This is a genomic window from Pseudomonas sp. PAMC 29040, from assembly GCF_003994535.1.
Taxonomy (GTDB): domain Bacteria; phylum Pseudomonadota; class Gammaproteobacteria; order Pseudomonadales; family Pseudomonadaceae; genus Aquipseudomonas; species Aquipseudomonas paraversuta.
This window is the reverse complement of sequence record NZ_RZAA01000013.1, coordinates 129,051-143,961: the sequence shown is the minus strand read 5'-3', so window position 1 is coordinate 143,961 and position 14,911 is coordinate 129,051. Positions and strand designations below refer to the sequence as shown.

Sequence of the window (14,911 nt, the reverse complement as noted above, 5' to 3'; positions counted from 1 at the left end):
AGAACTCAAAAAATATTGCCGGGGGAACATCGCATGACGCCATCTTCGGGCTATGGGCTGCTGTTGTATGCGGCCATTGCCATCATTGCGCTGATCGTTTTGATTGCGCGCTACAAGATCAATCCGTTTATCGTCATTACCCTGGTGGCCATCGGTCTGGGCCTGATGGCGGGCATGCCTGCGGGCAGTGTGATCGGGGCGTACGAGGGCGGTGTCGGTAAAACCCTGGGGCATATTGCGCTGGTGGTGGCATTGGGCACCATGCTTGGCAAGATGATGGCCGAGTCGGGGGGCGCGGAGCAGGTAGCACGGACGATGATCGATCGCTTCGGTGAGCGCAACGCGCATTGGGCCATGGTCTGTATCGCCTTCCTGGTGGGCTTGCCGCTGTTTTTCGAGGTCGGTTTTGTACTGCTGGTGCCGATCGCCTTTACCGTTGCCCGGCGGGTCGGGGTGTCGGTACTGATGGTGGGCTTGCCGATGGTGGCCGGGTTGTCGGTGGTGCATGCACTGGTGCCACCGCACCCGGCAGCGATGCTGGCAGTACAGGCCTACCAGGCGTCGGTCGGGCAAACTCTGATGTACGCGATTCTGATCGGCATCCCCACTGCGATCATCGCCGGTCCGGTTTTTGCCAAATTCATCGTGCCGCGTATTCAGTTGCCCGATATCAACCCGCTGGAACAGCAGTTCATCAATCGTGAACCGCGGGCCCGGTTACCCAGTTGCAGCATCACTCTGGCGACGATTCTGTTGCCGGTCGTGCTGATGCTGATCGGCGGCTGGGCCGACCTGATCTCTACCCCCGGCAGCGGGTTTAATCAGTTTCTGCAATTTATCGGCAACTCGGTAATGGCTTTGCTGATTGCGACGGTTGTCAGCTTCTGGACCCTGGGGCTGGCCCAGGGCTTCAACCGTGAATCTATCCTCAAATTCACCAACGAATGTCTCGCGCCTACGGCCAGCATCACACTGCTGGTGGGGGCCGGAGGCGGCCTGAACCGGATTCTGATCGACTCGGGGGTGACCACCGAAATTGTCGGTCTGGCCCAGGACTTTCAGCTGTCACCGCTGTTCATGGGCTGGGTATTTGCGGCCTTGATGCGCATCGCCACGGGCTCGGCCACCGTCGCCATGACCACGGCTTCGGGGATTGTGGCGCCAGTGGCGCTGGGCCTGGGGTATCCGCACCCGGAATTACTGGTGCTGGCCACGGGCGCGGGCTCGGTGATTTTTTCCCACGTCAACGACGGCGGCTTCTGGCTGGTGAAGGAATACTTCAATATGACCGTCGCCCAAACCTTCAAAACCTGGACCGTGCTGGAAACCTTGATTTCAGTCGTGGCGTTCGGTTTTACCCTGATCCTTTCAGAGCTGATTTAAATGGACATCCTGTATCAAATCCGGGTTCGCCAGGACACCTTCAGCGCTGCCGAGGCCCGCATTGCCCGGTTGATACTCAGCGATACCGGTTTTGCCGCCAGTGCCAGCCTCGATGAGCTGGCGCTGCGGGCCGAGGTCAGCAGCGCCACGCTGTCGCGCTTTGCGCGCAGTGTCGGCTGCCGTGATTTGCGTGACTTGCGCCTGCAACTGGCCCAGGCCAGCGGGGTGGGCAGTCGTTTTCTCGATACCGGCAGCATGCCTGAGCAGTCGGCTTTTTTCCGTCAGATTGTGAGTGATATTGAATCGACGCTGCACGAGCATCTGGCCGGCTTCAATGGCGTGCATTTCGCCGATGCGGTCAAGCTGCTGGGCGAAGCGAAGATGATTCATGCGTTCGGGATGGGCGGCTGTTCCAGTGTCTACAGCGATGAATTGCAGGTGCGTCTGGTGCGCCTGGGGTACCCGGTCGCGGCCTGTCGCGACGTCGTGATGATGCGGGTCACGGCGGCGACCCTGGGACCGGAGCATGCCGTTATTGTGTGCTCGCTGACCGGGCTGACCCCCGAGCTGATCGAGGTGGTAAAGCTGGCGCATAACTATGGCGCCAAAGTGATTGCCATCACCCGGCCCGCTACGCCGCTGGCGCAACTGGCCGATGTGGTGCTGGCGCTGCAAGGGGTGGAAACCAGCTTTATCTACAAACCAACGGCGGCCCGCTACGGGATGCTGCTGGCCATTGACGTGCTTGCCACCGAGCTGGCGCTGTCGATGCCTGAAGCCAACCAGGAGCGCTTGCGCCGGATCAAACTGGCACTGGATGACTATCGCGGCGGTGATGATTGCCTGCCATTGGGGGATTGAAATGAACTACGACACAGTGATCCGCAATGCCCGGGTTATAGATGGCAGCAACGCGCCGGCCTATAGCGCTGACGTGGCGGTACGCGCAGGGCGTATCGAGCGTATTGGCAACCTCGGTGATGTGCGCGGCACCTGGGAAATAGACGCGGTGGGCCGGGTGCTGGCGCCGGGTTTTATTGATGTGCACACTCACGACGACACGGTGGTGATCCGCCAGCCGCAGATGCTGCCCAAACTCAGTCAGGGCGTGACCACAGTGATCGTCGGCAACTGCGGGATCAGCGCGTCGCCGGTGACCTTGCGCGATGAGCCGCCGGACCCGATGAACCTGCTGGGCAACAAGGCCGCGTTTGCCTACCCGCGTTTCAGCGACTACCGCGCCGCCGTTGCGGCGGCCGGTCCCGCGTTGAACGTTGGTGCGCTGATCGGTCATACGGCGTTGCGCAGCAATCACATGGACGATCTGCAGCGCACCGCCACCCCCGGCGAAATTCGCGGGATGCGTCAGCAGCTGCGGGAAAGCCTGGAAGCGGGGGCGCTGGGGTTATCCACAGGGCTGGCGTATGCCAGTGCGTTTAATGCCGAGACCGACGAGGTGCTGCAACTGGCCGCAGAACTGACCGCGTTCGGCGCGCTCTACACCACGCATTTGCGCAGCGAATTCGAGCCGGTGCTGGAGGCCATGGATGAAGCGTTTTTGATCGGTCGCCAGGCCCGGGTGCCGGTGATTATTTCCCATCTCAAATGTGCCGGGGCGGGTAACTGGGGGCGCAGTCCGCACTTGCTGGCAGCTCTGGAGCAGGCAGCGAAAACCCATCCTGTGGGGTGCGACTGTTATCCCTACGCCGCCAGTTCTTCGACTCTGGACCTCAAGCAAGTGACTGACGCGTTCCGGATCACCATTACCTGGTCGACTCCGCATCCTGAAATGGGCGGGCGTGACTTGCAGGACATTGCAGGGCTTTGGGGCGTATCGCTGATGGATGCAGCGCAGCGCCTGCAACCGGCGGGCGCGGTGTATTACGGGATGGACGAAAGCGACGTTCGCAGGATTCTGGCGCACCCGCTGTCAATGATCGGCTCCGACGGCCTGCCTGACGATCCGTTTCCGCATCCACGCTTGTGGGGGGCTTTTCCACGGGTGTTGGGGCATTTTAGTCGTGACCTGGGGTTGTTCCCGCTGCACACGGCGGTGCACAAAATGAGCGGGTTGTCGGCGGCTCGTTTTGGTCTTGAGGGGCGGGGAGAAATACGCGAAGGCAACTGGGCGGATCTGGTGCTGTTCGATGCCGCGAAAGTACGTGATGTCGCCGACTTCAACTCCCCGCAACAAGCGGCACAAGGGATTGACGGGGTGTGGGTCAACGGGGTGTTGAGTTATGAAAACGGCGTGGCCAACGGTAACCGCGCCGGTGTGTTTCTGCCCCGATAGAGAGGAGGCTCAATGGTCCCGGTGCAGGAGCGAGCAGGCTCGCTCCTGCAGTGAGGGTCAGACTTTAAAGTGGCTCACCATCTCTTGTAGCTGATTGCCCAGACGCGCCAGTTCAACGCTGGACTTGGCCGTCTCGTCGCTGGCGGCTGCGGTTTGCTCGGAAACGTCGCGCACATTGACGATGCTGCGGCTGATCTCTTCAGCCACTGCACTTTGCTGTTCGGCGGCGGCGGCAATCTGCTGGTTCATTGACTGAATGTTCGACACGGTACGGGTAATGCCCTGCAGCGAGGTGCCCGCCTGGCGGGTCAGGGTCACGCTGCTGTCAGTCAGGGAGCGACTGTTGTTCATCACGTTGGCCACGTGCTGGGTACCGCTTTGCAAGGCTGCAACCAGGGTCTGGATCTCTTCGGTGGATTTTTGCGTACGCTGGGCCAGGCCACGCACTTCGTCGGCCACCACGGCAAAACCGCGTCCGGCGTCACCGGCACGGGCGGCTTCGATGGCGGCGTTAAGGGCCAGCAAATTGGTTTGCTCGGCGACGGCCTTGATCACATCCATGACGCTGCCGATCTTGTCGCTTTCCTGTTGCAACACGGCCATGGCTTCGGTCGAGCGACCGACTTCAACTGCCAGACGCTCGATCTGGTCAATGGCTTCATTGACCACCTTGTCGCCCTCACGGGCTTCGCCGTCGGCGGCTGCGGCGGCTTGCGAAGCCTGCTCGGCATTGCGTGCAACTTCCTGCACGGTCGCCGTCATTTCATGCATGGCAGTGGCCACCTGATCGGTCTCGATCTTCTGGCTGTTGACCCCGGCACTGGTTTGCTCGGTGACCGCTGACAGCTCTTCGGCGGCGCTGGCGATTTGCGTTACCCCGTCGCGAATACCGCCGATCAGGTCGCGCAGGGTGGTGCCCATGCGCGCAATACCTTGCTGCAACACACCCAGTTCATCGCGACGGGTCACCTGCAGGTTGTGGCTCAGGTCGCCACTGGCAATGCGCTCGACCACATCCAGGGTTTCACGCAACGGGCGGGTAATCTGGCGGGTGATGATCACCGCAGCAGCGATGCCGAACAGCAGCACCAGCAGGGTGGTGATCGCTTGCATGCTGTTGGCGGTGGCACTTTCGATGTCGCGGCGCTGCAACTGGAGTTTGTACAGCTCATCGCTGCGGCTCAGAACGCTGGCGCCGTACTCGGTCATCTTCTTGCGCACGTCGATGATGGTGTTGTCGGTGCTGCTGTACACCTGCAGCGCCTGTTGGTACTGCTCCATGGTCCGGGTCAGGGTACGCAGGGTCTCTGCGGCGCTCGTCGCGAAATAAGGGTTGAGCTTTTCAAGACTGTCGACGGTCTTTTCCAGTTGCTGGCTGGCGGCCTTTTCGGTCGCCGGCGTTGGCGCAGCAATATAGGCACGGACCTGATAACGCGAGAGCAGGAATTGTTCGCGGACTTCAGACACGGTCTGGTACATCGCGAAACGGGACTCTTCAGCGGCAGGCAGTTGCAGGGTGCTGGCCAGCAGCGTGGCGATGGCGTCCTGGGCCAGTTTGGCATTGCGGTCCATGGCGGCCCGCGCTTCGGCAGACTCGACATATGCCTTGCGCATGGTCACCAGTGCGCGCTCGTAGTCGCCGATGATGGCTTGCTGCTCCTTGAGCAGTACGAGGTTTTCCTGGCTCTTGAAGGTGTCGATCAGCTTTTTCTGCTGTTCCTGAAAGGCATCAATACTGCCTTGCACTGCTTGCGCGGCGGTCTCGTCGCCGTCAGTCAGCATGTACTGCAAGCGTGTCACCCGCAGGTTGGTAAACGCGGTATTGAGCCGGGTGATATCGCTCATCCAGTTACTGCGATCAACCATTTTGTCCAGGCTGAGCCAGTCAAAGATCGCCATTACGCAAGTGAGGAGCAGTACCAGGCCAAAGCCAAGGGTCAGTTTCAGGTTGACGCTGATGTTGCTCAGCCAGCTGTTCATAAAGTTCTCCAGGAACGGTGCACGCAGGATCGAATTTCGCTGGAGGGTTTTAGTTATTGGCCCAGCAGAATGCTTGTGTTGGGGTGTATCGGCGGCAGTTCTCAGAGCTGAAATGTTTTCTTGATAACAATGAATATTCGGCGAAAAGCCCTTGCAAGCATGTGGGCAAGGGGCGGCTTTACGTTTTTTTTCACATTCGTTTCACCTGTCCCTGACGTGGGGGTTTTTAGAATCTGGTTCAGCTAACCGATATCCGTCGTGTGCAATCTTTGCTCTTACAAAAAGAGGCACGCATCGACCCATTGTCATATTCGCGTTTTAGGGTAACGGCCAGTGTCGTCCACTGACTGCCATAGAGGGTATTTCTTCCGTGATTTTGAGTCTTCGTCTGGCTGGAGCCACACGTGCCATGCTGCGCGGTGTGCTGGCGCGTTACAGAAATGCATTGGTGATAGTCGCCGCAAGCCTGCTCACCGGTGCGGTCACGTGGAACCTTCTGGCGCCAGTGCCGGCGCCCAATCTGGCGCAGTCAAAACATGCCGGACAGGTACTGACCCTGACCCAGAGCTGGGCCAGAGGTGATGTGATTGCACTGGTGCGCCATGGCGAGCGCTGCGATCGCTCGTCGACCCCATGCCTGGGCCTGCCTGACGGGATCACGGTGCATGGCGAAGAGGTGGTTCAGGGGCTGGGCGCCAATTTCAGGCAGTTGGGGCTGAAGAACGTCGATATTTACAGCAGTGAGTTGACCCGGGCGCGGCAAACCGCCGATGCCATGTTCATTCGCCCGGTGCCGGCGCAGGACTGGTTATTCAACTGCCGCGACACGATGTTGCGTGATGCCCTCAAGCACAAGGTGCCGGGGCGCAACCTGGTGCTGGTGACCCACAGCGAATGCATGGACGCGCTGGAAGCGGACATGCATGTGCCAACGGATACAACGTTCGGCTACGGGGCTTCATTGTTCATCCAGGACGATGGCACCCATGACCCGCAGATGCTGGGGTATGTCGAGACCAACGACTGGTCGGCCATCCTGCCGGAGGCAGCACCAGAGCATCACGTGTTCGAAGCCTCGCAATTCTGAGCCAATTCCACTGCAGGTGCCGGCTTGTCTGCAGTGCAGACAAGCCGGTGCTAACGCGGGCAAGCCATGCTTGCACAGGGTTTGCCCTGACTGACAACCTCTCCGGGCCTGTGTGCAGCTCACGCCCGATTAAGCAGGCGGTTCCAGTTTTGCTCTTCGGGCAACGGCAGGTCGCTGAGTTCACGGGCCACAACATTTTCGATATCGCCGGCGCTCAGGACTTTTTCGTCCAGCCATGGCCACGTCGCATCCGCATCGCGAAAATTCAGCTGATCGTTTAATTGATGGCAGGCAAGTGCGAGTAAATGCATCAGCACCCACTGGCTGGTGATGTATTGCTTCTGCCCGGCCGGGATACGACTGAGCAGGGGCGCCACGTCGGCCAGTTGCGGGCTTGGCGAGGTCGCGGTGTGCAGGTTCCATAAAATCACCCCGTTGTTTGAAGCATCCTTTTGCGCCAGCGCCGGGTCGCTGCTGACGTCAATGCTGAGTTTTACGTCTTGCTGTTCAAGCTGATCAATCAAATAGTTGGCAAGATCGGACTTGCGCAGAAACGCGGTGGCCGTATTGAACGCCAGATGAGCGTCATAGTCGCTCAGGGTCTTGCTGGTGATGTTGATGGTCATGACAGGCTCCTTGGCTGGGAATCGTCCAGCACAGGGAGCGTAGTCAATGCAGGGTAATCGGCCACGCTAACCGGCTTTGTATTGCCCGGGATCAAGTCCGGGGCCCGGGCGTTGCCAGGCTGATGAAGTAATAGTGGTGACGTCCGACGCTGACCTTGTCCACTATGTTCAAGGCTAACCCGGGCATAACCGGTTGTTCGACGATGGCGACGTTATCGGGCGAGGCGCGGAGAAAGGCCTGCAGTTCGGCTGTGGAGTCCAGCGTCTGCTGCAGTTGCTGGCTGTAGAACACCAGGGCGCCCAGGCGCTCGTCCGGTTGCATCAAGGCGATGTGTTTGCCGGCGGCTTGCAGGTTGAGTGCATGGGCCGCTACCGGTTGGAATGACTCCTCCTTGTCGGCCCGTGGCGCCCACAGCGCCGCCAGCAGGTAGCTGGCCACGATGCAGGCTAAAACCATTCCTGCCAGGGCACGATGATGCTCGCTCAGGAATCTGGCCAGGGTCGAGGTCCGGCTTTTCTTGTACAGCCAGTCCAGCACCACCCGGGCATATTCGGCGGCAATGACAGCAGCGGCCGGGGTCAGTGACATGAGGTACACCGCACGTTTGCTTGAGGCCAGGTTCAGCAGTAGAAACTGCGCCAGTAGCCAGACACAGAAGAACAGCAAATACGGGTTGCTACGCAGTTGCCGGCGAAAGTGCCAGAGCCCCAGATAGGTCAGCAGGTTCCACGGTAGGAAGGCTTCGGGCAGCTTCCTCAGGTAGTAGTAAAACGGTTCGTAATGCCCGGCATCAACAAAGGAGCCGCTGAAACGTCCGACGCTGTTGGTCCACAGCACTTCGCCCACAGCCTGAAGCCCGCCGCGCTGATACAGCACCCACAACCAGATCATCAGCGGAATCAGTCCCAGCAGGGTCAACAGTGCCGGTCGTAGCCAGTGTCGCAGGACAAAGCGCTTCTCCATCAGGCTTTCGCACAGCAGAAATGCAAAGATCACCACCCCTGGCAGCGCCAGCCCCAATACCCCTTTGCTCAGGGTTGCAATGGCGATCCCGGCAGCAAACAGCAGCCAGCTGCCCCGTGCAAAGCCCGGCTGGCGGCTGGCGTGAAAAAACGCCAGCAGCGCCATGCTCACGCCCAATGTCAGCAGGGCATCTTCCCCCACTTGACGGGTATTGCCCCAAAAACTGCCCATGGTCGCCAGCATGGCGGCAGCCGTCCAGGCCAGTGCCGTGGGGCGTCCAAGCTTGCGCAGCATGGCGTATAGCAACATGACGCAAAATAATCCGGCGAAGGCTGATGCCAGGCGCACGGCGAACAGTTCACCCCCGAACAGGCGAATGGCGCCCGTATCCAGCCACAGGCTTAGCGGCGGTTTTTCGAGGAAGGGCTGGTTGAGCAGGGACGGCGTCACCCAATCGTTGCTCAGGTGCATCTGCATGGCGATGCCCGCCACCCGGGACTCGGTCGAGCCTTGCAGTTGGTGGTTGCCCAGGGCAAAAAAGAACAGCAGACAACCGAGCAGCAATAACAGCAGAGCAGGGCGGGTCAGGCGCATTTGGCTACCAGGGCAGAGTCGGAAGTAATGGTGCGCTGGAGTATAGGAGGGCAATTCTTAACAAAATGTGAAACCTGAGACCTCCGGGCTGCAAAGGGTGTGCGGGCTGCGGGAGGTACTCATCCGGGCGCCGGCCTGCCAGCTCCGGCAGGCACACCGGTCAATCACTGGGGCATCTGCCGGCCCCATCCGCTAGACTCCCGCGCTCAACGTGTGTCTCCTCCCTCTGCAGCAAAGGATGTTCATGATCTGGTTTCTTGAAGGGCAATCCAGCCAGCGCGATGTGATTGCCGGCGCGCGCGCGGCGCTGCCCGATGCAGTTCGGATTTTCGCCTCGCACCGTCAAAATCGCCCTGAAATAACCGGACTGGCGGATGTCGCCTGGCGCGAGCCGCTGGACAATCAAGAGCGTATTGCCTGGGTCATTGAGCAGGCCCTGAGCCATCAGATCAAGCTGGTGCTGGCCGGGCGTGTGGGGCAGGTCTATGAAGCCCATCGTGGCCAATTCGAGGCCGCAGGCTTGCAACTGGTCACGGGCGCCCTGGACCTGGACACCTTTGAGCGGGTCGACGACAAGTCGGTATTCACCCGTCAGGCGCTGGCCGCAGGGCTTGCCTGCATTCCGGCGGTGACCGTGCACAACCAGGCCGAGCTGCAAGAGGCCTACGCGCGGCTGTCCCGTGAAGGGCAGGTGTGTGTGAAACCGACCCGCGGCATTTATGGTCAGGGCTTCTGGCGCCTGGGGGATGATGTCGATCCGTTTCGCAGCTTTGCCAATGCCGATGCCCATGAGGTGAATGCCGAGGTATTTGCCCGGGCCTACGGCCAGTCCATTGAGCCCAAACCGTTGCTGGTCATGCCGTACATGCCCGGTAGCGAGGTGTCGGTGGACATGGTGTGCGAAGCGGGCAACGCGGTGGCATATGTCGGGCGGCGCAAACAGGGGCTGATGCAGTCATTCGAATGCGACGGTGCCGCCGTCGAACTGGCACTCAGAGCCGCGCGGCATTTTTGCTGCGACGGCATCGTCAACGTGCAAACCCGCGATGATGCCGAAGGCAATCCGCATCTGCTGGAGATCAATCTGCGTTACTCCGGTGGTATCGGCTATACCCGGGAAGCGGGGGTTAACCTGCCCGGTATTTTCGCCGCCCGTCGCCTGGGAATGCCCGCGCCGGCCAGTGTCTGGCGCGAGAATGTTCAGGTAAAGGCGATCACTGTCGTGGTTCCGGTTTGCGGCGAAGCGCTTTTGGATCGGCAGAATTGATTTTGGCCATCTTTGGTAACCATTTTTAACTTGTCCTAAAACCCGGGCTCCCAGATCGTCCCTCACTTTTTAAGTCTTTCCAGGTAGTAAAACATTGATGAACAGCGGTAACCCCATGACCGGATCCAAGGCTTTGCACGCAAACCTTAAGCGCGGTCGACTGGATGTTGAGGTCAATGCATCGACCTTTGATCCCCAGGCACTTTTCAGTTTTGCCGAGCGCCGCAATCCCAAGCGCGCTTTTTTGTTTGTTTCCCGTGTGCTCGGCCGGCATATCCCGGCTCGTCCGTCGCTGATGGCCGCAAGTTTTAACGCGCTGGCGGCGAAAATCCCTGCCGACCTGCCTGGCCCGGTGCTGGTGATCGGCATGGCAGAAACCGCCGTGGGCCTGGGTGCAGGTGTGCATCGCGCCCTGAGCCGGACCCGTGATGACAGCCTGTACCTGTGCAGCAGTCGCCACCCCACCGGCGGCGAACTGTTCACCCGTTTTGAAGAAGAACACAGCCACGCCAGCTCGCATTTGCTGCACCTGCCGCAAGATGCCAGGACCCGGGAGATGATGCTGACTGCCCGTTCGCTGGTTCTGGTGGACGACGAAGCCTCGACCGGCAATACCTTCATCAACCTGAGCAAGGCGCTTGCCGAAGCCGGGCTGGATTCCATTCAACGGATAGTCACGGCAACCCTGACCGACTGGTCCGGGGACGCGGTGCGCAAGGCCATGGGCGATCACGTCAGCAGCGTGTCGTTGCTCGACGGTCGCTACACCTTCACCGAAGACCCCGCCGCAGAACTGCCCGACATGCCTGAAGTCGGCAGTGTGGCCCGGGGCGACTGGCCCCTGGACCCGAATCGCGACTGGGCCCGTATGGGGGTGCGTGAACACCTCGATACCCTGGCGCCCGGCTTGCAGGTTTTGCCAGGGGAGCGGGTGTTGGTCATTGGTACCAGCGAGTATGTATGGCGCCCGTTCCTGCTGGCCGAGCGCCTTGAGCGAGCCGGTGCCGATGTGCACTTCAGCTCCACCAGCCGTTCGCCGATTGCGCTGGGGCATGCCATCGATCATGCACTGTCGTTCTGCGACAACTACGGTCTGGGTATTCCCAACTTCTTGTACAACGTCGCTCCCGGCCAGTTCGACCGGGTGCTGATCTGTACTGAAACTCCGGCAGCGGCGGTGGATCCGGCGCTGGTCAGCGCATTGAATGCACAGGTGATCGTTGATGAGCGTTAATCGTCCACTGGTGTTCGTTGATCTGGACGACACCCTGTTTCAGACCGCCCGCAAAATGGGGGATGAGCCACGCTTCCCGGCGACCCTGGATGTGGACGGTCAGCCCAACGGCTTTATGAGCGCGACGCAGAAAAGCTTCGTCGAATGGCTGCTGGCCACTGCCGATGTGGTCCCGGTGACCGCCCGCAGCATCGAGGCCTATCAACGGGTGCAACTGCCTTTCGTGCATGGCGCGGTGTGCGCCCATGGCGGGGTGATCCTCAATCCTGACGGTTCGCTGGACCCGGTCTGGCATGCGCACATGGGTACTGAGCTGGCGCTGGAGCAAACCCGCCTGCATCAGTTGAGTGAGCAAACCCTGGCCATTGGCGCCGAGCTGGGTTTCTCCCTGCGTGGCTGGGTGGTTGAAGAGCAAGGCCTGGCCAATTACGTGGTCACCAAGCACAACAACGAAACTGACGATGCACTGCTCACCGTGCTGGCCGTGGTCAAGGCGCGCGGTTTGCTGGACGGGTTGTACGTGCACGGCAACGGCAACAACCTGGCGTTCCTGCCGGTGGCCCTGCAAAAGCGCGCCGCAGTGCGCGAATGGGTACGTCGCGATCAGGCGATCAACGGTAAACGACCGTTGCTGGGCTTTGGCGACAGTGTCTCGGACATGGGCTTCATGACCGAGTGCGATTGGTGGGGGACGCCCAAGCGTGGTCAGCTGGCCAGTCATGTGCTGGCGAGCGTCAGCCATGAGTAATGCTTTCGAAGGCCTGCAAACCGTCGGCAGTGGCAGTTATGCCACCGATGATGTGCACTTTTTGCTGCGCACCATGCAGATTGAAGTCACCGATGTGCAGGAAAAAGAGCGCCTGATCCAGACCCGTCAGCGTCACTACTCGGAGATGATCAGCCAGGAACATCCGCCGTCCGACACCCATAAAAGCCTGTACCGCCTGGCGCTGGCGCAGAACGGCGCGCGCATGGCCGCAGATGTACAGGCGCTGGCCCGGGCCCTGGACCAGCGTTACAACGGCCCGACCATTGCGCTGGTGTCGTTCGTGCGTGCCGGGTTGCCGCTGGGTGTGTTGTTGCGTCGTGCGCTGGTCGAATCGGGCCGTGACGCCCGGCATTACGGGATCAGCATTATTCGTGATCGTGGAATCGACAACGTCGCACTCGAAGCTATCATCAAGACCCACGGCGCCGAGAACATCGTGTTTGTGGATGGCTGGACCGGCAAAGGTGCAATCAGCGGGCAGATCCGCGACAGCCTGGCCGGCGATTCGCGTTTCCCGGCCGACCCGCGCCTGGTGGTGCTGGCCGACCCCTGCGGAAGGGCCTGGCTGGCGGCTTCGGCAGAAGACTGGCTGATTCCTTCGGGCATCCTGGGGGCGACAGTGTCGGGCCTTGTTTCCCGTTCGATCTGGCCGCAAGACCCCGGCCTGCATGGTTGCGTGGTGTATGAGCATCTGGCCGGGCACGACGTGACACAAGACTTTATCCGCAGTATCGAAGCCGAGCGCGCGCAATTGGCGCCCCAGGCAGCCGCCCAACCCTGGACTGCGGAGCAGGCGCAAATATTGCAACGCTCAGCCGTGGCTGCGGTCGAACGTATCTCGACACGGTTTGCAGTGAGCAACCCGAACCGCGTCAAACCGGGCATCGCCGAGGCCACGCGCGCAGTCATGCGCCGGGTGCCGGACCACGTGCTGGTGCGCAACCGCGACGATCAGGATGTTCAATTGCTGCTGCACCTTACCCGGCAGGCGAATATCGAGGTCGAAGAAGTCGGTGAAGAGTTGGGGCCGTATCGCGCCGTGACTGTAATCAGGAGTGTTCGCTGATGATCAAGCATTCCGCCTTTGCCTTGGGCGCCACTCTTTATATGCCGGCCACCCGTCCCGACATTATGGACGTGGTCATGGGCGAGAAAATCCAGGGCCTGCGTTCGCTGGTGGTGTGCCTTGAAGACGCAGTGGCCGAGACGGACGTGCAGCAGGGGCTCAGCAACCTGAAAAATCTGTTGCTGGGCATCGAGGTGCGCGGCGGTCGACCGTCCGGCGGGCCGATCCTGTTTGTTCGGCCCCGGGATGCGGCAATGGCAGCGGTGCTTAATGAGTGGTCGTTGATGCGTCACGTCGACGGTTTTGTGGTGCCCAAACTGCGTCTTGGCAATATCCGCGAGTGGCAGCAGGCGGTGACCCGCAACGAATTGATGCTGATGCCGACCCTGGAAACTCCCGAGGTGTATGACCCGGGGGCCATGGTTGAATTGCGCAGTGCGATGCTCGAGCAACTGCCGGGGCGGATTATCGCCTTGCGCATCGGCGGCAACGATTTGATGGGTTGCCTGGGCTTGCGTCGCAGCCCGGCGATGACCCTGTACAGCACGCCCATGAGCTATGTTATTCCGATGCTGTGCGGCGTGATGGGCTCTGCCGGTTTCGCCCTTACGGCCCCGGTGTTTGAACAGCTCAATAGCCCGCAGTTGCTGGAGCAGGAACTGGCGCTGGACATGGCCCACGGGCTGGTGGGTAAAACCGCTATCCATCCGTCGCAAATTGCAGTTATCCACAGGGCGTTGCAAGTCAGCCTTGAAGATCTCAACAGCGCACGCCACATACTGAGTGAGGCGGCGCCTGCGGTGTTCAAGTTCAACGACGCCATGTGCGAGCCTGCGACCCATTACAAATGGGCGCAAACAATTATTGAGCGAGCGCACTGGCAGGGGGTTCGCCCTGAAACCGGCGGCTCGTCGGACACTTTTGGAGGCAGCCTGCGATTGGCTGAATTAGTGGGTTGAACGACGTTTTGAATACACCAGTTAAAGGCAAGCAGGTTCTGTCAGCGTTTGATTTCGATGGCACGCTGACCTATCACGATACCTTTGTGCCGTTTTTGCGCTTTGCTTTTGGCAACCGGCTGTTCGCCATGCGCTTGATGCGGATGATTCCATCAACAGTTTGTTACCTGCTGGGTCAGATATCGCGTAATGATTTGAAGGAAAAGCTGATCACGGTCTATCTGACAGGTGCCAAAGAAGCCTGGGTCAAGGAACGTGCAGAAGCATTTTGTGACGTTTCGTGGCAGCGCCTAATGCGCCCTTTGGGCTTAACATCTGTCGCCAACCAGCTGGAGCAGGGCGCCACGGTCACCATTTGCTCGGCGTCCCCCGAACTGGTGCTCACGCCTTTCGCCAAAAAGCTTGGTATCGGCCTGATCGGTACCCGGCTGGCATCAGTCGACGGCGTACTGACGGGAGAGATCGACGGTACCAACTGTCGCTGTGAACAAAAAGTCATCCGGTTAGAGGCCAAGTATGGGCCTCTGGACCGCTACACATTGCGCGCCTGGGGTGACACCCGGGGTGATGAACAAATGCTCGGAGCCGCCGAGGAGCCACATTGGCGCGAATTTCACGCGCTGTGGCGCCGCAAGCGGCCACTTGATGTGTGCTTGCGCGAAGAGTTGTAAGCAAGGCGTAAGCAAAGC

Annotated in this window: 13 protein-coding genes and 1 pseudogene; 10 read left to right on the top strand and 4 right to left on the bottom strand. The window is 60.3% G+C overall.

Annotated elements, in window-relative coordinates:
- The first annotated feature begins 33 nt into the window (after positions 1-33).
- The 3 genes from WG29040_RS21295 to WG29040_RS21285 are packed head-to-tail and all read left to right on the top strand — an operon-like array spanning position 34 to position 3,676.
- Positions 34-1,383: a gluconate:H+ symporter gene (locus WG29040_RS21295; RefSeq protein ID WP_003439398.1), complete on the top strand. Its 1,350-nt coding sequence runs from the start codon at positions 34-36 to the stop codon at positions 1,381-1,383.
- Positions 1,384-2,244: a MurR/RpiR family transcriptional regulator gene (locus WG29040_RS21290; RefSeq protein WP_003439399.1), complete on the top strand. Its 861-nt coding sequence runs from the start codon at positions 1,384-1,386 to the stop codon at positions 2,242-2,244.
- Between the two features lies 1 nt (position 2,245).
- Positions 2,246-3,676, top strand: a complete 1,431-nt coding sequence (locus WG29040_RS21285) for an amidohydrolase family protein (protein ID WP_127196848.1) — start codon at positions 2,246-2,248, stop codon at positions 3,674-3,676.
- Positions 3,677-3,733: 57 nt separating this feature from the next.
- Here the strand turns inward: WG29040_RS21285 and WG29040_RS24750 are convergent, their stop codons facing one another.
- Both WG29040_RS24750 and WG29040_RS24745 read right to left on the bottom strand, forming a co-directional pair.
- Complete coding sequence (locus tag WG29040_RS24750) at positions 3,734-4,447, bottom strand: methyl-accepting chemotaxis protein (protein WP_369826392.1); 714 nt, start codon at positions 4,445-4,447, stop codon at positions 3,734-3,736.
- 141 nt (positions 4,448-4,588) lie between these two features.
- Positions 4,589-5,521 (bottom strand): annotated as a pseudogene (locus tag WG29040_RS24745) (methyl-accepting chemotaxis protein); the annotation flags it as partial.
- Positions 5,522-6,065: 544 nt separating this feature from the next.
- On the opposite strand from WG29040_RS24745, the gene WG29040_RS21275 reads away from it, so the two are divergent.
- The gene (locus tag WG29040_RS21275) at positions 6,066-6,743 is read left to right on the top strand and encodes a histidine phosphatase family protein (protein WP_127196854.1); all 678 of its coding nucleotides are present in this window, start codon (positions 6,066-6,068) and stop codon (positions 6,741-6,743) included.
- Positions 6,744-6,862: 119 nt separating this feature from the next.
- On the opposite strand, the gene WG29040_RS21270 is transcribed toward WG29040_RS21275, so the two are convergent.
- Positions 6,863-7,369, bottom strand: a complete 507-nt coding sequence (locus WG29040_RS21270; RefSeq protein WP_127196847.1) for a hypothetical protein — start codon at positions 7,367-7,369, stop codon at positions 6,863-6,865.
- 91 nt (positions 7,370-7,460) lie between these two features.
- Positions 7,461-8,927, bottom strand: a complete 1,467-nt coding sequence (locus WG29040_RS21265; RefSeq protein WP_127196846.1) for a glycosyltransferase family 39 protein — start codon at positions 8,925-8,927, stop codon at positions 7,461-7,463.
- Positions 8,928-9,171: 244 nt separating this feature from the next.
- On the opposite strand from WG29040_RS21265, the gene WG29040_RS21260 reads away from it, so the two are divergent.
- The 6 genes from WG29040_RS21260 to WG29040_RS21235 all read left to right on the top strand — a co-directional run bounded on the left by WG29040_RS21260 (position 9,172) and on the right by WG29040_RS21235 (position 14,893).
- Complete coding sequence (locus WG29040_RS21260; protein ID WP_127196845.1) at positions 9,172-10,194, top strand: ATP-grasp domain-containing protein; 1,023 nt, start codon at positions 9,172-9,174, stop codon at positions 10,192-10,194.
- Between the two features lie 97 nt (positions 10,195-10,291).
- Positions 10,292-11,428, top strand: a complete 1,137-nt coding sequence (locus WG29040_RS21255; RefSeq protein ID WP_010657268.1) for a phosphoribosyltransferase domain-containing protein — start codon at positions 10,292-10,294, stop codon at positions 11,426-11,428.
- Complete coding sequence (locus tag WG29040_RS21250; RefSeq protein ID WP_003439414.1) at positions 11,418-12,176, top strand: hypothetical protein; 759 nt, start codon at positions 11,418-11,420, stop codon at positions 12,174-12,176. The genes WG29040_RS21255 and WG29040_RS21250 overlap by 11 nt, the downstream gene beginning before the upstream one ends.
- On the top strand, positions 12,169-13,263 hold the full coding sequence (locus WG29040_RS21245) for a cysteine protease StiP domain-containing protein (RefSeq protein WP_127196844.1): 1,095 nt from the start codon (positions 12,169-12,171) through the stop codon (positions 13,261-13,263). The genes WG29040_RS21250 and WG29040_RS21245 overlap by 8 nt, the downstream gene beginning before the upstream one ends.
- Complete coding sequence (locus WG29040_RS21240) at positions 13,263-14,222, top strand: HpcH/HpaI aldolase/citrate lyase family protein (protein ID WP_127196843.1); 960 nt, start codon at positions 13,263-13,265, stop codon at positions 14,220-14,222. Before WG29040_RS21245 ends, WG29040_RS21240 begins: the two co-directional genes overlap by 1 nt.
- The gene (locus WG29040_RS21235; protein WP_003439418.1) at positions 14,219-14,893 is read left to right on the top strand and encodes an HAD-IB family hydrolase; all 675 of its coding nucleotides are present in this window, start codon (positions 14,219-14,221) and stop codon (positions 14,891-14,893) included. The genes WG29040_RS21240 and WG29040_RS21235 overlap by 4 nt, the downstream gene beginning before the upstream one ends.
- The last annotated feature ends 18 nt before the right edge of the window (positions 14,894-14,911 follow it).